Source organism: Escherichia sp. HH091_1A, from assembly GCF_030295175.1.
Taxonomy (GTDB): Bacteria; Pseudomonadota; Gammaproteobacteria; order Enterobacterales; family Enterobacteriaceae; genus Escherichia; species Escherichia coli_F.
Genome location: NZ_AP025747.1, coordinates 876,182 through 892,644, shown reverse-complemented (window position 1 = coordinate 892,644; position 16,463 = coordinate 876,182). Strand labels below are relative to the sequence as shown.

Annotated in this window: 17 protein-coding genes, 7 tRNA genes and 1 other RNA gene; 3 read left to right on the top strand and 22 right to left on the bottom strand. The window is 50.6% G+C overall.

Annotated features, from left to right (window positions below; all coding sequences use genetic code 11):
* The first annotated feature begins 131 nt into the window (after nt 1-131).
* The gene (gene gpmA / locus QUF14_RS04130) at nt 132-884 is read left to right on the top strand and encodes a 2,3-diphosphoglycerate-dependent phosphoglycerate mutase (RefSeq protein WP_024212141.1); all 753 of its coding nucleotides are present in this window, start codon (nt 132-134) and stop codon (nt 882-884) included.
* A 158-nt stretch (nt 885-1,042) separates the two neighbouring features.
* On the opposite strand, the gene aroG is transcribed toward gpmA, so the two are convergent.
* A complete protein-coding gene (gene aroG / locus QUF14_RS04125) occupies nt 1,043-2,095 on the bottom strand; it encodes a 3-deoxy-7-phosphoheptulonate synthase AroG (RefSeq protein ID WP_001109196.1) in 1,053 nt (350 codons plus the stop codon).
* Nucleotides 2,096-2,410: 315 nt separating this feature from the next.
* Between aroG and QUF14_RS04120 the strand changes: the two genes are divergently transcribed.
* Complete coding sequence (locus tag QUF14_RS04120) at nt 2,411-2,791, top strand: YbgS-like family protein (protein WP_000784343.1); 381 nt, start codon at nt 2,411-2,413, stop codon at nt 2,789-2,791.
* Nucleotides 2,792-2,904: 113 nt separating this feature from the next.
* Nucleotides 2,905-3,846 (top strand): CDF family zinc transporter ZitB, encoded by a 942-nt coding sequence (gene zitB, locus QUF14_RS04115; protein ID WP_000951267.1) that lies wholly within the window; start codon nt 2,905-2,907, stop codon nt 3,844-3,846.
* Here zitB and pnuC read toward each other — a convergent pair.
* The 21 genes from pnuC to cydA all read right to left on the bottom strand — a co-directional run bounded on the left by pnuC (nt 3,843) and on the right by cydA (nt 16,171).
* On the bottom strand, nt 3,843-4,562 hold the full coding sequence (gene pnuC / locus QUF14_RS04110) for a nicotinamide riboside transporter PnuC (RefSeq protein ID WP_000345406.1): 720 nt from the start codon (nt 4,560-4,562) through the stop codon (nt 3,843-3,845). The genes zitB and pnuC overlap by 4 nt on opposite strands.
* A 37-nt stretch (nt 4,563-4,599) precedes the next feature.
* Complete coding sequence (nadA, locus tag QUF14_RS04105) at nt 4,600-5,643, bottom strand: quinolinate synthase NadA (protein WP_000115320.1); 1,044 nt, start codon at nt 5,641-5,643, stop codon at nt 4,600-4,602.
* Between the two features lie 277 nt (nt 5,644-5,920).
* Nucleotides 5,921-6,046, bottom strand: a non-coding RNA gene (locus tag QUF14_RS04100) — RtT sRNA.
* Nucleotides 6,047-6,076: 30 nt separating this feature from the next.
* Nucleotides 6,077-6,152: transfer RNA gene (locus QUF14_RS04095), tRNA-Lys, on the bottom strand.
* Nucleotides 6,153-6,284: 132 nt separating this feature from the next.
* Nucleotides 6,285-6,360, bottom strand: a tRNA-Lys gene (locus tag QUF14_RS04090).
* A 148-nt stretch (nt 6,361-6,508) separates the two neighbouring features.
* A tRNA-Lys gene (locus QUF14_RS04085) sits at nt 6,509-6,581 on the bottom strand.
* 3 nt (nt 6,582-6,584) lie between these two features.
* Nucleotides 6,585-6,660: transfer RNA gene (locus tag QUF14_RS04080), tRNA-Val, on the bottom strand.
* Between the two features lie 50 nt (nt 6,661-6,710).
* Nucleotides 6,711-6,786 (bottom strand) — tRNA-Lys (locus QUF14_RS04075).
* A gap of 2 nt (nt 6,787-6,788) precedes the next feature.
* A tRNA-Val gene (locus QUF14_RS04070) sits at nt 6,789-6,864 on the bottom strand.
* A 135-nt stretch (nt 6,865-6,999) separates the two neighbouring features.
* Nucleotides 7,000-7,075, bottom strand: a tRNA-Lys gene (locus QUF14_RS04065).
* Nucleotides 7,076-7,239: 164 nt separating this feature from the next.
* Nucleotides 7,240-8,031: a cell division protein CpoB gene (gene cpoB, locus QUF14_RS04060; protein ID WP_100734006.1), complete on the bottom strand. Its 792-nt coding sequence runs from the start codon at nt 8,029-8,031 to the stop codon at nt 7,240-7,242.
* Nucleotides 8,032-8,040: 9 nt separating this feature from the next.
* Nucleotides 8,041-8,562: a peptidoglycan-associated lipoprotein Pal gene (pal, locus tag QUF14_RS04055; RefSeq protein WP_001295306.1), complete on the bottom strand. Its 522-nt coding sequence runs from the start codon at nt 8,560-8,562 to the stop codon at nt 8,041-8,043.
* Between the two features lie 34 nt (nt 8,563-8,596).
* The gene (gene tolB / locus QUF14_RS04050; RefSeq protein ID WP_001295307.1) at nt 8,597-9,889 is read right to left on the bottom strand and encodes a Tol-Pal system beta propeller repeat protein TolB; all 1,293 of its coding nucleotides are present in this window, start codon (nt 9,887-9,889) and stop codon (nt 8,597-8,599) included.
* A 132-nt stretch (nt 9,890-10,021) separates the two neighbouring features.
* The gene (gene tolA / locus QUF14_RS04045) at nt 10,022-11,287 is read right to left on the bottom strand and encodes a cell envelope integrity protein TolA (RefSeq protein ID WP_000030637.1); all 1,266 of its coding nucleotides are present in this window, start codon (nt 11,285-11,287) and stop codon (nt 10,022-10,024) included.
* Nucleotides 11,288-11,351: 64 nt separating this feature from the next.
* A complete protein-coding gene (gene tolR / locus QUF14_RS04040; RefSeq protein ID WP_000090092.1) occupies nt 11,352-11,780 on the bottom strand; it encodes a colicin uptake protein TolR in 429 nt (142 codons plus the stop codon).
* Nucleotides 11,781-11,783: 3 nt separating this feature from the next.
* A complete protein-coding gene (gene tolQ / locus QUF14_RS04035) occupies nt 11,784-12,476 on the bottom strand; it encodes a Tol-Pal system protein TolQ (RefSeq protein ID WP_000131314.1) in 693 nt (230 codons plus the stop codon).
* Complete coding sequence (gene ybgC / locus QUF14_RS04030; protein ID WP_001098384.1) at nt 12,473-12,877, bottom strand: tol-pal system-associated acyl-CoA thioesterase; 405 nt, start codon at nt 12,875-12,877, stop codon at nt 12,473-12,475. The genes tolQ and ybgC overlap by 4 nt, the downstream gene beginning before the upstream one ends.
* A 149-nt stretch (nt 12,878-13,026) precedes the next feature.
* Nucleotides 13,027-13,320: a cyd operon protein YbgE gene (gene ybgE / locus QUF14_RS04025; protein WP_000034602.1), complete on the bottom strand. Its 294-nt coding sequence runs from the start codon at nt 13,318-13,320 to the stop codon at nt 13,027-13,029.
* Nucleotides 13,320-13,433 carry a cytochrome bd-I oxidase subunit CydX gene (cydX, locus tag QUF14_RS04020; RefSeq protein ID WP_000270282.1) on the bottom strand — a complete coding sequence of 38 codons (114 nt, stop codon included), beginning with the start codon at nt 13,431-13,433 and terminating at the stop codon, nt 13,320-13,322. The genes ybgE and cydX overlap by 1 nt, the downstream gene beginning before the upstream one ends.
* Nucleotides 13,434-13,447: 14 nt before the next feature.
* The gene (gene cydB / locus QUF14_RS04015) at nt 13,448-14,587 is read right to left on the bottom strand and encodes a cytochrome d ubiquinol oxidase subunit II (RefSeq protein ID WP_000568277.1); all 1,140 of its coding nucleotides are present in this window, start codon (nt 14,585-14,587) and stop codon (nt 13,448-13,450) included.
* 15 nt (nt 14,588-14,602) lie between these two features.
* On the bottom strand, nt 14,603-16,171 hold the full coding sequence (cydA, locus tag QUF14_RS04010; RefSeq protein ID WP_000884361.1) for a cytochrome ubiquinol oxidase subunit I: 1,569 nt from the start codon (nt 16,169-16,171) through the stop codon (nt 14,603-14,605).
* Nucleotides 16,172-16,463 lie beyond the last annotated feature (292 nt).

Here is a 16,463-nt window from a genome sequence, read left to right as displayed (position 1 = left end):
ACTCAATATTCACAACAACCTTACACTGCGACACTATTTTCGCTATGGTTATGCGTAAGCATTGCCGTTGCTTCGTCACGGCAATATAATGAGAATTATTATCATTAAAAGATGGTTTGAGGAGTAAGTATATGGCTGTAACTAAGCTGGTTCTGGTTCGTCATGGCGAAAGTCAGTGGAACAAAGAAAACCGTTTTACCGGTTGGTACGACGTGGATCTGTCTGAGAAAGGCGTAAGCGAAGCAAAAGCAGCTGGTAAGCTGCTGAAAGAGGAAGGTTACAGCTTTGATTTTGCTTACACCTCTGTGCTGAAACGCGCTATCCATACCCTGTGGAATGTGCTGGACGAACTGGATCAGGCATGGCTGCCCGTTGAGAAATCCTGGAAACTGAACGAACGTCACTACGGTGCGTTGCAGGGTCTGAACAAAGCGGAAACTGCTGAAAAGTATGGCGACGAGCAGGTGAAACAGTGGCGTCGTGGTTTTGCGGTAACTCCGCCGGAACTGACTAAAGATGATGAACGTTATCCGGGCCACGATCCACGTTACGCGAAGCTGAGCGAGAAAGAGCTGCCACTGACGGAAAGCCTGGTGCTGACCATTGACCGCGTGATCCCTTACTGGAATGAAACTATTCTGCCGCGAATGAAGAGCGGTGAGCGCGTGATCATCGCCGCACACGGTAACTCGTTACGTGCGCTGGTGAAATATCTCGATAATATGAGCGAAGAAGAGATTCTTGAGCTGAATATCCCGACTGGCGTGCCACTGGTTTATGAATTCGACGAGAATTTCAAACCGCTGAAACGCTATTATCTGGGTAATGCTGACGAGATCGCGGCGAAAGCAGCGGCCGTTGCTAACCAGGGTAAAGCGAAGTAAACGTCATTCGCTTAAAAATGAGAAAGCCGACTGCAAGTGAGTCGGCTTTTTTGTTGCTAACAATGGAGCACATTGCCTGATGCGACGCTGCGCGTCTTGTCAGGGCTACGGTGATTCATCAGATACGCCACTCTGACGGCGCATCCGACAATTAAACCTTACCCGCGACGCGCTTTTACTGCATTCGCCAGTTGACGTAACAGAGCATCGGTATCTTCCCAGCCGATGCAGGCATCAGTGATGCTCTTACCGTAGGCCAGCGGCTCCCCGCTCTCGAGGCTCTGATTGCCTTCCACCAGATGGCTTTCCACCATCACGCCAATAATGGCCTTTTCGCCACCGGCAATCTGCTGGCAAACGTCAGCACAAACATCCATCTGCTTTTTGAATTGTTTCGACGAGTTAGCATGGCTGAAATCGATCATCACCTGTGCTGGCAGGCCTGCCTTGTTCAGCCCTTCTTTCACTTCAGCAACGTGCTTCGCGCTGTAGTTAGGCTCTTTACCGCCGCGCAGAATGATATGGCAATCGCCGTTACCGCTGGTGTTCACGATCGCCGAATGCCCCCATTTGGTTACGGACAGGAAGCAGTGCGGCGCACCGGCGGCATTTATGGCATCGATAGCCACTTTAATCGTACCGTCGGTGCCATTTTTGAAGCCGACCGGACAAGAAAGCCCAGACGCCAGTTCGCGGTGCACCTGCGATTCCGTTGTACGTGCGCCAATTGCGCCCCAGCTCATCAGGTCCGCGAGATATTGCGGGGTGATCATATCCAGGAATTCACCCGCCGCTGGCAGACCGCTGTCGTTAATATCGAGCAGCAATTTGCGGGCAATACGCAGACCGTCGTTGATCTGGAAGCTGTTATCCATATGCGGATCGTTAATCAGCCCTTTCCAGCCCACTGTGGTACGCGGCTTTTCAAAGTAGACGCGCATTACGATTTCCAGCTCATCTTTCAGCTCTTCACGCAGCGCCAGCAAGCGAGTGGCATACTCTTTAGCCGCGACGGGATCATGAATAGAACACGGACCAATCACCACCAACAGGCGATCATCATTACCTTTCAGGATCTTATGGATCGCTTTTCGGGCATGGGCAACCGTATTCGCGGCATTTTCAGTAGCGGGGAATTTTTCCAGCAATGCGACAGGAGGAAGTAACTCTTTGATTTCTTTGATTCGTAAATCGTCGTTCTGATAATTCATGTCTGTTCCAGTGTTGCCATACTTATCTTAGTGAATGCAATACTTCCAATCTATATCTTCCGTCAGAATGTGTAAACGGGGTTTTACACTATGAACGGATTAATCCTGGAATTAGCAAGAAAAACGCCAGATTGTCGCGAAAAACGAGATCTCTCCTACAATTTCTAACTGTAACTCCTTTGTTTGTTAATTATTTCAAGATTCTCTTCTGGGTATCTTTGCCTGGCTGAAATCTTAAACAATTACTTTATATTCACCTGCAAATGCACTGTTGGAAGAGGTTATCCGACATAACGACCATAACAGGAGCATCCTATGAAAATGACAAAACTGGCCACACTATTTTTGACTGCCACTCTAAGCCTTGCCAGCGGTGCCGCACTGGCTGCCGATAGCGGAGCGCAAAGCAATAACGGCCAGGCAAACGCCGCAGCTGATGCGGGCCAGGTAGCCCCTGACGCCCGTGAAAATGTCGCGCCAAATAACGTCGACAATAACGGGGTAAATACCGGTTCTGGCGGCACAATGCTGCATCAGGATGGTTCTTCAATGAACAATGACGGCATGACCAAAGATGAAGAGCACAAGAACACCATGTGCAAAGATGGTCGCTGCCCGGATATCAATAAAAAAGTCCAAACCGGTGATGGCATCAACAATGATGTTGATACCAAAACCGACGGTACCACGCAGTAACCCTGCGAAATAGCCAATAATGGGAGAGCGGAGTCTCTCCCTTTTAATTTTTCCCTTCTAAAAGCAGTATGATGTCATAAAGTTAAGTGAGAATAATTAAGGGATGACTCGTCATGGCGCACTCACACTCACACACTTCCTCACACCTGCCAGAAGATAATAATGCTCGTCGCTTGTTGTATGCTTTCGGCGTGACTGCCGGGTTTATGCTCGTAGAAGTCATTGGTGGTTTTCTTTCCGGTTCTCTGGCATTGCTGGCCGATGCGGGTCATATGTTGACCGATACTGCCGCCCTGCTTTTCGCCCTACTCGCAGTGCAATTTTCCCGTCGTCCTCCCACCATTCGCCACACTTTCGGTTGGCTAAGATTGACCACGCTCGCGGCGTTTGTGAATGCCATCGCCCTGGTGGTGATTACTATTTTGATTGTCTGGGAGGCGATAGAACGCTTCCGCACGCCGCATCCGGTCGAGGGCGTCATGATGATGGCAATTGCCGTGGCTGGGCTACTGGCAAATATACTTTCTTTCTGGTTACTTCATCACGGCAGCGAAGAGAAAAACCTCAACGTGCGAGCAGCGGCACTGCATGTCCTCGGGGACCTTCTGGGTTCGGTTGGAGCTATTATTGCCGCGTTGATTATTATCTGGACCGGCTGGACACCTGCTGACCCCATTCTCTCAATACTGGTGTCGCTTCTGGTTCTGCGTAGCGCGTGGCGACTGTTGAAAGATAGCGTGAATGAATTACTTGAAGGTGCACCGGTATCGCTGGATATCGCCGAACTGAAGCGTCGTATGTGCCGGGAAATCCCGGAAGTCCGCAATGTGCACCATGTACATGTATGGATGGTAGGCGAGAAGCCGGTGATGACGCTGCATGTGCAGGTGATCCCGCCACACGATCACGATGCCTTGTTAGATCAGATCCAACACTACCTGATGGATCACTATCAGATTGAGCACGCCACTATTCAGATGGAATATCAACCTTGTCATGGGCCAGACTGCCACCTGAATGAAGGGGTGTCTGGCCATTCACATCATCATCATTAATGGGACAGCGCGCGTGAACCTCTTTCGCGTGCGCTGTTGATCCACATCCGGCTGCCGTTGAGGGCAATAAAGGTCAGGATGATGTACTCCAGAGACATGGCGTAAACGCCCTGAAGTGCAAAAATAACGACGCTAATCACGTTAATAATCACCCACAATAGCCAGTTTTCCACATACTTACGCGTCATCAGAATCATTGCCACGATAGATAACACCATCATGCATGAATCCCAGAACGGGAAAGCGTCCGGCTGTAGTTCAGGCATCGCAACCTGTAATCCTAATGCTTGCATGATCATGACTGCCACGCGGGTCAAAAATGCAAACACCGGATTGATAAATACCGTCATCAGACCAATCGAAACAACGCAAACCGCCAACCAGCTGAGCGCCTTCGGCAATGGCAACCAGCGAATTTTCAACTCCGCCTCGTTCTGACTGGTTTGTCGCGACCACGCATACCAACCGTAAATATTCGCGGCAAAGAAAAACACCTGTAATAGCAGGCTGGCATACAGCTGAATCTGAAAGAAAATAATGCCAAACAAGGTGACGTTGATCAGGCCAAAGAAGTAGTTGCTGATCTTCTCCAGACTGGCAAGGCCAATACACAGCAACCCGGCGATCGTGCCTACCGCTTCGATCCATGAGAGATCATAACCGCCTGCTCCTATTGGTATATGTACCAGGATATTCTGCACACTAAAAAAATCCATCTTTCCCCCAAAGCGTAACGTGACGCCTTATTATTAGTTATCCACGTAGTGTAGCCGCAAAATCCAGCATACGATTGAGCGGCACCAGCGCCTTCTCTCGCAGCTTTTCCTCAACATGAACCTCGTGATTGCTTCCTTCCTGTTCTAATGCCTCTGCGATGGCCTGAAGGCCATTCATGGCCATCCACGGACAATGCGCGCAGCTGCGGCAGGTTGCGCCCTCACCCGCGGTTGGTGCTTCCAGTAACTCTTTATCTGGCACCGCCTGCTGCATTTTGTAGAAAATACCCCGATCGGTTGCCACGATAAGTCGCTGATGTGGCAATGTTTTCGCAGCAGCGATCAGTTGACTGGTGGAACCGACCACATCCGCCATATCTACAATAGCTTGCGGTGATTCTGGATGCACCAGTATGGCAGCATCCGGGTATTCTTCTTGCAAGCGGGTTAACGCCTGAGTCTTAAACTCATCATGCACAATGCAGGCACCCTGCCAGCATAAAATGTCTGCGCCCGTCTGTTTTTGCACGTAACGCCCCAAATGTTTGTCGGGTGCCCAGATGATTTTTTCACCCAAACTATCCAGATGATCAATAAGTTCGACGGCAATGCTTGAAGTTACCACCCAATCTGCGCGCGCTTTTACCGCAGCAGAAGTGTTGGCGTAGACGACGACAGTACGATCGGGATGGGCATCGCAAAATGCGTTAAATTCTTCAACAGGGCAGCCGAGATCCAGTGAACATTCAGCCTGAAGTGTCGGCATCAGAATTGTTTTTTCCGGACTGAGAATTTTGGCGGTTTCTCCCATAAATCTCACCCCAGCGACTAACAACGTAGAAGCGGGATGCTTTGCACCGAAGCGCGCCATTTCCAGAGAATCAGAAATACAGCCACCGGTTTCTTCTGCCAGTTGTTGAATTTCGGGATCGGTATAGTAGTGGGCAACCATCACCGCATTACGTTCTTTTAGCAGACGTTTTATCTTCTCGCGGTAATACGCTTTTTCATCAATGCTTAACAGCGTCGGCTTCGGGGGGAAAGGATAAATCGCCGCTTCAGGATCAAACATCACGCTCATCTTACCATCTCGTTTTACAGGCTTAACATTAAAACCGACATAAGCGTGATATTCGCTATTATCGGCATGATTTGTTTTATATGCTAAACAAGATAGTCGAATGGTGGGGAAAAGTCACTCGAAATACGTATGAGATGACGAATGCCACACTTTGCGTCTTATTCCTCCGACGTAGAGTCGTTTACGCAGCAAGCGCGGAGTATGTCATCAGGGTCAAGAATTGAAATTGAGAGATGCCTGAATAGCAAAAAAGCGCCTTTAGGGCGCTTTTTTACATTGGTGGGTCGTGCAGGATGACTCGCTTCGCTCGCCCTTCGGGCCGTCGCCGCGAGCGGCTCCGTTGTTTCGCTGCGCTCAACTCGAACCTGCTGCAGGTTCGAATCTTTGAATATCCCAGATAGCAAAAAAGCGCCTTTAGGGCGCTTTTTTACATTGGTGGGTCGTGCAGGATTCGAACCTGCGACCAATTGATTAAAAGTCAACTGCTCTACCAACTGAGCTAACGACCCCTTGCGGGATTATGCTGCTTTAATCATTCAGGATGGTGGGTCGTGCAGGATGACTCGACTTCGTCTCGCCCTTCGGGCCGTTGCTGACGCAACGTTATCCTTCACATTCTCTACCAGTAACCACCTTTAAATTGGTGGGTCGTGCAGGATTCGAACCTGCGACCAATTGATTAAAAGTCAACTGCTCTACCAACTGAGCTAACGACCCATACGGGTGTTACCTGAATGATTTCTACTCGGGACCAATTTTAATATTGGTGGATCGTGCAGGATGACTCGCTTCGCTCGCCCTACGGGCCGTTGCTGGCGCAACGTTATCCTTCACGCTTAACATCTGAGTTTGATGTTAAAACTGATGGGTCGTGCAGGATTCGAACCTGCGACCAATTGATTAAAAGTCAACTGCTCTACCAACTGAGCTAACGACCCGAGTGGTGGGTGATGACGGGATCGAACCGCCGACCCCCTCCTTGTAAGGGAGGTGCTCTCCCAGCTGAGCTAATCACCCGATACTGCGCTGGATACTACAAACTACTTCCACCGAACCCACTGCATTAGTGGTGGGTCGTGCAGGATTCGAACCTGCGACCAATTGATTAAAAGTCAACTGCTCTACCAACTGAGCTAACGACCCGGTGGTGGGTGATGACGGGATCGAACCGCCGACCCCCTCCTTGTAAGGGAGGTGCTCTCCCAGCTGAGCTAATCACCCGATACTACGCTGGATACTACAACTAACTAGGTTAGTGGTGGGTCGTGCAGGATGACTCGACTTCGTCTCGCCCTTCGGGCCGTTGCTGACGCAACGTTATCCTTCACGTTTTACTACCGCTTCCACCTTAGCGATTGGTGGGTCGTGCAGGATTCGAACCTGCGACCAATTGATTAAAAGTCAACTGCTCTACCAACTGAGCTAACGACCCACTTTTTCGTTGCTTTCGGTTTGTTTGATATCCCGTGGCAACGGCGGCATATATTACTGATTTCAGACTTGAGCGCAACAAAAATTTCGATGTAGATCACTCAACTGCTTATGATTCGCACGACACGACCAGAAATAATGCGACTTCTGGTCGTGTGTTATGCATTACATCGCGTTCAGACGTTTTTGCGCCTGTTTTGCGCCATCAGTCCCAGGGTATTTACTGATAACCTGCTGATATACAGCTTTCGCTTTTGCGGTGTCACCTTTGTCCTGCATGATGACGCCGACTTTAAACATCGCATCCGCAGCTTTCGGTGACTTCGGATAGTTTTTCACTACCGAAGCAAAATAGTACGCCGCATCATCTTTTTTACCCTTGTTGTAGTTTAACTGACCCAGCCAATAATTGGCGTTTGGCAGATAAGTTGAATCAGGGTAATTTTTGATGAAATTCTGAAATGCCACCATTGCGTCATCCTGGCGGGATTTATCCTGCACCAGCGCAATAGCTGCATTGTAATCCGTGTTTGCATCACCGCTTTTCACCGGCGCGCCAGCATTCGCAGTACCAGCATCAGCTGTCGGCGTCGTTGATGCCGCCGCACCGCTTTGATCGCCGCTGGTTGATTGCACCGCTGCACCACCGCTGCTGAGGCTATCGATCTGCAACAGGATCTGCTTTTGCCGCTCCACGACCTGATTCAGTTGATACTGATTTTCCTGAATCTGACCACGCAGGGAATCAATATCGGATTGATTATCAGAGAGTTGTTGCTGGAGTTGGGTTAAAAGCTGGCTGTGAGCATTAGAAATACGCTCAAGTTGAGTGACGCGGTCTTCGACCGAGCCTGAGCCGACACTACTGATTGGTGCCTGAGCAAAAGCGGCCCAGGGGGCCGCTATACCAACCAGTAACGACAGACTCAATAGTTGATGTCTGAAGTTACTGCTCATGCAATTCTCTTAGTAAACCAGTACCGCACGACGGTTTTTGGAGTATGCCGCTTCGTCATGACCCAGTACTGCAGGTTTTTCTTTACCGTAAGAAACGATGGAGATCTGGTCTGCAGAAACGCCTTTACCCTGCAGGTACATCTTAACGGCGTTCGCACGACGTTCACCCAGGGAGATGTTGTATTCCGGAGTACCACGTTCGTCCGCGTGACCTTCTACGGTGACTTTGTAAGACGGGTTGCTACGCAGGAAGTTTGCGTGTGCATCCAGCATTTGAGCGAAGTCAGAACGGATATCGTACTTGTCCAGATCGAAGTAAACGATGTTGTTCTGCTGCAGCTGTTGCATTTGCAGACGAGCCTGCTCTTCGGAAGACATGTTGCCATTGCCGCCGTTCGCATCCATACCAGTGCCGGCACCCAGCATGCCTTCGCTGCCGTCATTGCTGGCGTTCTTGTTGGAAGAACATGCCGCAATTGCCATAACAGGCAGAGCAATCATCAGCCCTTTCAGCACTTTGTTCAGTTGCATTTCAATGATTCCTTTACTATTCAATTAATTATTATCACAGATACGGCGACCAGGCAGGGAATTTGACCTGTCCATCAGTTGCCGGAAGACGCGCTTTGAAACGCCCATCTGTAGAAACCAAATTCAGCACGGATCCCATCCCCTGAGAAGAGCTGTAGATTACCATAGTGCCGTTAGGTGCCAGACTTGGCGTTTCATCCAGGAACGTGGACGACAGAACTTGTACGCCTCCCGTTGCCAGATCTTGTTTGGCAATGTGCTGCTGCCCACCATTGGAGCTGACCATTACCATAAATTTACCGTCGCTGCTGACATCCGCATCCTGGTTCTGCGAACCTTCCCAGGTAATACGTTGTGGCGCACCGCCGTTGATATTCACTTTATAAACCTGCGGACGACCGGCCTGGTCAGAAGTAAATGCCAGGTTCTGGCTGTCCGGGAACCAGGTCGGTTCGGTATTGTTACTGCGACCATCAGTCACCTGGCGGATCTGACCAGAAGCCAAATCCATTACGTACAGGTTCAGGCTACCGGTTTTCGACAAGGCGAATGCCAGTTTGCTGCCGTCTGGCGAGAATGCAGGGGCACCGTTGTGACGCGGGAATGAAGCCACCTGACGTACAGCACCATTTGCCAGCGTTTGGATGACCAGCGCTGAACGACCGCTCTCGAAAGTCACATAGGCCAGTTTAGAACCATCCGGTGACCATGCCGGAGACATCAGCGGCTGCGGAGAACGGTGAACGACAAACTGGTTGTAACCGTCATAGTCAGATACGCGCAGTTCATACGGGAACTGACCGCCGTTGGTCTGAACAACGTAGGCAATACGGGTACGGAACGCACCTTTAATGCCGGTCAGTTTTTCAAACACTTCATCACTGGCGGTATGACCAGCATAACGCAGCCACTGCTTGTTCACTTTGTACGAGTTCTGAGCAAGTACAGTACCCGGTGCGCCGCCAGTGTCAACCAGCTGATAAGCAACATTGTAAGAGCCGTCCGGATTCGGAGTGACCTGGCCGACAACCACAGCGTCAATGCCCAGCGCAGACCATGCTGCTGGTTGTACTTCCTGTGCACTACCCGGCTGCTGTGGCAGACGAGCGCGATCTAATGGATTAAATTTACCGCTGTTACGCAAGTCAGCAGCAACGATGCCGCCAATATCTTCAGGTGCTGCACCAGGACCCGCCCACTGGAAAGGAACAACGCCAATAGGACGACCGGAATCTACACCGCTGTCGATCACAATGCGGACTTCAGCATGCAGAACTGATGCCCACAGTATGAGAAAACCAAATGCTACTCGTAATGCCTGCTTCATCATATCTCCCTTATCTGGACCGATGGCCCACGATAATTTAGCAGAATGTTAACAAACTAAAATACACAAAACTACCAGAACCCCGTGGCAACCGGTGTCTGATGTTGACCGTCGGAACAGTCAGCATCGCGATTACGGTTTGAAGTCCAATGGCGCGTTTTTGAACACTTCATATACTGCCTGGCTTGGTGGTTTCGGGATCTTCGCAAGTTTAGCTGCTGCCAACGCAGCCTGACAAAGTGCGGGATCGCCACCTTCAGGTTTGATATCCAGTAACATACCATCGGGTGCCAGTTTTATGCGCAGCGTACAGGTCTTGCCTGCATAGGACGATGCGTCATAGAACTTACTTTCGATAGCAGATTTAATCTGCCCGGCATAGTTATTGATATCGGCCCCTGATGCGCCATTGTTTTTAGTATTACCACTCCCGGCAGGCGAAGCATTGTTCCCTTTCGCCCCTCCCCCCGTTTTCGGTGCATTCTTACCAGAGCTTAGCTCACCGAAAATATCATCTGCCTCTGCGGCCGCTTTTGCTGCAGCGGCTTTTTCAGCTGCAGCTTTTGCCGCTGCCGCTTTTTTGTCTGCGGCGGCTTTTTCTGCCGCTGCTTTCTTATCAGCGGCTGCCTTTTCAGCAGCCGCTTTTTCTGCTGCTTTTTTGTCGGCTGCAGCTTTCTCTGCCGCTGCTTTCTTATCAGCTGCAGCCTTTTCAGCAGCCGCTTTCTTCTCAGCTTCTGCCTTGGCTTTTTCAGCAGCTTCAGTTGCCGCTTTCTTTCTTGCTTCAGCTGCAGCTGCTTCTGCCGCTTCCGCTTTCTTCTTCAGTGCCGCAGCGGCTGCCTCGGCTTTTTTCTGCGCTTCGGCTGCGGCTTTGGCGGCTTCTGCTTCTGCTTTTTTCTTCGCGTCTGCAGCCGCTTTCTTCGCTGCTTCTTCCGCAGCTTTAGCATCCGCTTCGGCCTTCGCTTTAGCATCTGCCGCCGCTTTCGCTGCCGCCTCTTCCGCTTGCTTCTGCTTTAACTCGGCCTGTTTTGCGGCTTCTTCAGCCTGCTTTTTCTGTTCCTGAGCAGCTAACCGCTCTTTCTCAAGTTGCTTCAGGCGTTCCTGTTCAGCCGCTTGTTTCTCACGCAGTTCTTCAGCAGCCTGCTGTTCCTTCATCTTGCGCTGCTCATCAGAACGCTTCGCGCTTGATTCCTGGCTTTGCATGCGTTTGTACTGCTCAACTACCGCACCTGAATCAACCATGACAGCGTCGATGGACGAACCACCGCCGCCTCCGGCTGAAGCTTCTATATTCTCATCGAACGAACTCCAGATCAGCGCCGCAAATAAGATGACATGCAGCACTGCTGAAATAATTATCGCCCGCTTGAGCTTGTCGTTTTGTTCGGTTGCCTTTGACACTCTCGGTTTCCAAAAACTGTTCGCCTGTTACCCGCTCTCTTTCAAGCAAGGGAAACGCAGATGTTTAGATAGGCTGCGTCATTAAACCAACCGATTTCACACCCGCACTATGTAACAAGTTCAGTGCTTTAATTATTTCATCGTAAGGCACATCTTTTGCGCCACCGATCAGAAAGACCGTTTTCGGGTTGGCCTTGAAACGGCTGGACACTTCCGCCACCACCTGCTCTGGTGGTAAACGCTCCAGGCGATCTTTCTCAACCATCACGGTGTACTGACCAATACCAGACACTTCAACAATCACTGGCGGATTATCGTTACTGCTCACCGCCTGTGATTCAGTAGCGTCTGGCAGATCGACCTCCACGCTCTGGGTGATGATGGGCGCTGTCGCCATAAAGATCAGCAACAGCACCAGCAGTACGTCCAGCAACGGTACAATGTTGATTTCGGACTTGAGATCGCGACGACCTCGTCCACGCGCTCTGGCCATGGCTTACCCCTTGTTGCTCTCGCTAACGGTAAACGCCTGGCGGTGCAGAATCGCGGTAAACTCTTCCATAAAGTTGTCGTAATTCAGTTCCAGTTTGTTTACGCGCTGGTTGAGGCGGTTATAAGCCATTACCGCCGGAATTGCGGCGAACAGACCAATTGCCGTCGCAATCAACGCTTCTGCGATACCGGGCGCAACCATTTGCAGTGTTGCTTGTTTTACCGCCCCGAGGGCGATAAAGGCGTGCATGATCCCCCAGACCGTACCAAACAGACCAATATACGGGCTGATGGAGCCAACCGTACCGAGGAACGGAATGTGCGTTTCCAGATTTTCAAGTTCACGGTTCATGGAAATACGCATCGCTCGCGACGCCCCTTCCACTACGGCTTCAGGCGCATGGCTATTGGCACGATGCAGGCGCACAAACTCTTTGAACCCGCTGTAAAAGATTTGTTCCGAACCAGTGAGATTATCCCGTTTTCCCTGGCTCTCTTGATAGAGGCGAGAAAGTTCGATTCCAGACCAGAATTTATCTTCAAACGCTTCGGCTTCGCGCGCCGCTGCGTTAAGAATACGGGTCCGCTGGATAATAATGGCCCAGGATGCGATTGAAAAACCAATCAAAATCAACATGATAAGTTTAACCAGAAGGCTAGCCTTCAGGAACAAATCAAGGATATTCATGTCAGTCACTGCTTAAACTCCGCGACAATAGACTTGGGAAGCGCACGAGGCTTCATTTTGAGTGGGTCAACGCAAACAACCAGAACCTCTGCTTCATTCAGCAAAGTATTCTCGGCGTTGACAATACGTTGCGTGAAAACCAAAGAGGTGCCACGCATTGATGTTATTTCAGTCTGTATTTCGAGCATATCGTCGAGCCGCGCAGGTGCATAATATTCCACCGTCATTTTACGCACCACAAAGGCAACGCGTTCAGCCATCAGCGCCTGCTGACTGAAGTGATGATGACGCAGCATCTCTGTGCGTGCTCTTTCATAAAAAGCGACGTAACTGGCGTGGTACACCACACCACCGGCATCGGTATCTTCATAGTAGACGCGAACCGGCCATCGAAACAGCGTTGTATTCACTTTACATCCCGGTAATGCAACAAAAGTTAGAGCTTTTAAACGCTGCTACTATACGCGCGCGATTGAGGTTTGGGAATGAGGGCAAGTTAAGGGAGCGTAAAAATTTATGGGCCTGAAGCGGCCCATAAATTTTTAAAGAGAATTCTGATTTAAAAGAAGAAGAAAATCAGCCCGACAATGAGAACAATATCGGCAAGCAAAGGGCAAAAAATCCCTTGCCAGAGAACCTTCTGCGGACGAAAGCCCACGCCGTGAATAACACCAGCACAGACGGCCCACATCAGCAATAAACCATGCCAGATTTCCAGTTCACTGGTCTTCGCGGCGAAACGTGACGGGTCCCAAAACATACATCCTGCTAACAGAAGCGCCATCACGAAGGAAAGCGCCCGCAGGGGGCGCTTGTCCATTACCGCATACAAGGTTGCGATAATCTTACTCATCAGATGTCTTCTTGACCGGCTTTGCCTGATTCGACGTGCTCAAGCGCCAGCGCGGTGATTACCCCAAACGAACAGGCAAGAAGCGTTCCCAGAATCCATGCGAAATACCACATTTTTAGCTCCTTACTTAGTACAGAGAGTGGGTGTTACGTTCAATATCTTCTTTGGTGATACGACCGAACATTTTCCAGTAGCACCAGGCGGTGTAGAGCAGAATGATCGGTACCAGAACCACCGCAACCCAGGTCATGACGTTAAGCGTCAGCTGGCTGGAAGTTGCATCCCACATTGTCAGACTTGCGTTCATCATGGTGCTGGACGGCATCACAAACGGGAACATTGCAATACCGGCAGTCAGGATGATGCAGGCCAGCGTCAGGGAGGAGAACACAAACGCCCACGCCGCTTTATCCATACGTGCAGTCAGAATGGTCAGCAGAGGCAGAACCACACCCAGTACCGGAATAGCCCACAGAATCGGCGTGTTGTTGAAGTTCACCAACCATGCGCCAGCTTCACGAACCACTTCTTTATTCAGTGGGTTAGATGCCGCGTAATGGTCCATTGTTGATTTCACAACATAACCATCGATACCGTACATCACCCATACGCCAGCCAGTGCGAAGCAGACCAGTGTCACCAGTGCCGCCACCTGAGCCGTTGCACGGGTACGCAGGTGCAGTTCGCCCACGGTACGCATCTGCAGATAGGTTGCGCCCTGAGTAATGATCATCCCTACGCTCACCACGCCAGCCAGCAGGCCGAACGGGTTAAGCAGCTGGAAGAAGTTACCGGTGTAGTACAGACGCAGGTATTCATCAACGTTAAACGGTACGCCCTGCAACAGGTTACCGAACGCCACACCAATCACCAGCGGCGGAACGAAGCTACCAATGAAGATGCCCCAGTCCCACATGTTACGCCAGCGGGTTTCTTCAATCTTGGAGCGGTAGTCAAAACCGACCGGACGGAAGAACAGAGACGCCAGCACGAGGATCATCGCCACATAGAAGCCGGAGAACGCAGCGGCATAGACCATCGGCCAGGCAGCAAACAGAGCGCCACCCGCAGTGATCAGCCATACCTGGTTACCGTCCCAGTGTGGTGCGATGGAGTTAATCATAATTCGACGCTCGGTGTCGTTACGACCGAGGAAACGGGTGAGCATGCCCACCCCCATGTCGAAACCGTCAGTGACTGCAAAACCAATCAGCAGAACGCCAACCAGCAGCCACCAGATAAAACGCAATACTTCATAATCGATCATTTGACGACTCCTGTCTTAGCGTGCCGGCTGAGTAGTCGTGGAAGACTGCTCAAAGTGATAGCGACCGGTTTTCAGGCTGCTTGGGCCAAGGCGTGCAAACTTGAACATTAAGAACAATTCTGCCACCAGGAACAGGGTATACAGGCCACAAATCAGCACCATCGAGAAGATGAGGTCGCCTGCGGTCAGTGACGAGTTCGCTACAGCTGTCGGCAGCACTTCACCGATAGCCCAAGGTTGGCGACCATATTCAGCCACGAACCAGCCCGCTTCTACAGCAATCCACGGCAGCGGAATACCGTACAGTGCGGCGCGCAGCAGCCATTTTTTCTCGCCAATACGGTTGCGGATGACACTCCAGAAAGAGAGCGCGATGATTGCCAGCAGCAGGAAGCCACACGCCACCATGATACGGAACGCGAAGTACAGCGGCGCTACACGTGGAATGGAGTCTTTGGTTGCCTGTTGAATCTGCGCTTCAGTCGCATCCGCCACGTTTGGCGTGTAGCGTTTCAGCAACAGACCGTAACCGAGGTCTTTCTTCATGCTATTGAACTGGTCACGAACCGCCTGGTCAGTAGAACCAGAACGCAGTTGCTCGAGCAGAGAGTACGCCTTCATCCCGTTACGGATGCGTTCTTCATGCTGCACCATCAGCTCTTTCAGGCCGATAACCGGGGTATCCACGGAACGCGTTGCAATGATGCCCAGCGCGTAAGGGATCTGGATCGCAAATTTGTTCGTCTCCTCTTCCTGATCAGGAATGCCGAACAGAGTAAAGGCTGCAGGCGCAGGTTGCGTTTCCCACTCGGCTTCAATAGCAGCCAGTTTGGTTTTCTGCACGTCGCCCATTTCGTAACCGGATTCATCACCCAGAACAATAACAGACAGAACGGCAGCCATACCGAAGCTGGCAGCGATAGCAAAGGAGCGTTTAGCGAAGGCGAAGTCACGACCTTTCAGCATATACCATGCGCTGATACCGAGGATGAACATCGCGCCAGTCACATAACCAGACGCTACCGTGTGAACGAATTTCACCTGAGCAACCGGGTTAAGCACCAGCTCGGAGAAGCTCACCATCTCCATACGCATAGTTTCAAAGTTGAAATCGGATGCGATTGGGTTTTGCATCCAGCCGTTCGCAACCAGAATCCACAGTGCGGACAGGTTTGAACCAAGCGCCACCAGCCAGGTGACACACATATGCTGAACTTTACCCAGACGATCCCAACCGAAGAAGAACAGACCTACAAAGGTGGATTCGAGGAAGAAGGCCATCAGACCTTCGATTGCCAGCGGCGCACCGAAGATATCCCCTACATAGTGGGAATAGTAAGACCAGTTAGTCCCGAACTGGAACTCCATGGTCAGACCGGTTGCCACACCCAGAGCGAAGTTGATACCAAACAACTTGCCCCAGAACTTGGTCATATCTTTATAAATCTGTTTGCCGGAAAGGACGTAGACCGTTTCCATAATGGCCAGCAGGAACGCCATACCGAGCGTCAGTGGCACAAAAAGGAAGTGGTACATCGCGGTCAAGGCAAACTGTAAGCGCGACAGTTCGACTATATCTAACATCATGACTCCTTGCTCATCGCATGAAGACTCCGAGAGTGAACCCCGTTAGAAAGGGTCACACGCATGCCCCAATACAAAATTATTTGCTCGCCTCTATCGCTGTCTTTTCCTCAAAAGTGGAAAAGACAATGATAAAAAAGTTACAAATATGTTAATGAATAAACCAAATTGATCCCGTAATTATATTACGCCGCAAAATCCTTACAATAAACAGGTTTTTATTGAGCAAATTTGCATTTTTCGACAGTGATCAATTTATAGCGAAATTGTCACGACCTCACCAATTTGATCT

Coding starts and splice junctions, on each gene's coding strand:
- gpmA (WP_024212141.1), top strand. CDS start 132: ATGGCTGTAACTAAGCTGGTTCTGGTTCGTCATGGCGAAAGTCAGTGG.
- aroG (WP_001109196.1), bottom strand. CDS start 2,095: ATGAATTATCAGAACGACGATTTACGAATCAAAGAAATCAAAGAGTTA.
- QUF14_RS04120 (WP_000784343.1), top strand. CDS start 2,411: ATGAAAATGACAAAACTGGCCACACTATTTTTGACTGCCACTCTAAGC.
- zitB (WP_000951267.1), top strand. CDS start 2,905: ATGGCGCACTCACACTCACACACTTCCTCACACCTGCCAGAAGATAAT.
- pnuC (WP_000345406.1), bottom strand. CDS start 4,562: ATGGATTTTTTTAGTGTGCAGAATATCCTGGTACATATACCAATAGGA.
- nadA (WP_000115320.1), bottom strand. CDS start 5,643: ATGAGCGTGATGTTTGATCCTGAAGCGGCGATTTATCCTTTCCCCCCG.
- cpoB (WP_100734006.1), bottom strand. CDS start 8,031: ATGAGCAGTAACTTCAGACATCAACTATTGAGTCTGTCGTTACTGGTT.
- pal (WP_001295306.1), bottom strand. CDS start 8,562: ATGCAACTGAACAAAGTGCTGAAAGGGCTGATGATTGCTCTGCCTGTT.
- tolB (WP_001295307.1), bottom strand. CDS start 9,889: ATGAAGCAGGCATTACGAGTAGCATTTGGTTTTCTCATACTGTGGGCA.
- tolR (WP_000090092.1), bottom strand. CDS start 11,780: ATGGCCAGAGCGCGTGGACGAGGTCGTCGCGATCTCAAGTCCGAAATC.
- ybgE (WP_000034602.1), bottom strand. CDS start 13,320: ATGAGTAAGATTATCGCAACCTTGTATGCGGTAATGGACAAGCGCCCC.
- cydX (WP_000270282.1), bottom strand. CDS start 13,433: ATGTGGTATTTCGCATGGATTCTGGGAACGCTTCTTGCCTGTTCGTTT.
- cydB (WP_000568277.1), bottom strand. CDS start 14,587: ATGATCGATTATGAAGTATTGCGTTTTATCTGGTGGCTGCTGGTTGGC.
- cydA (WP_000884361.1), bottom strand. CDS start 16,171: ATGTTAGATATAGTCGAACTGTCGCGCTTACAGTTTGCCTTGACCGCG.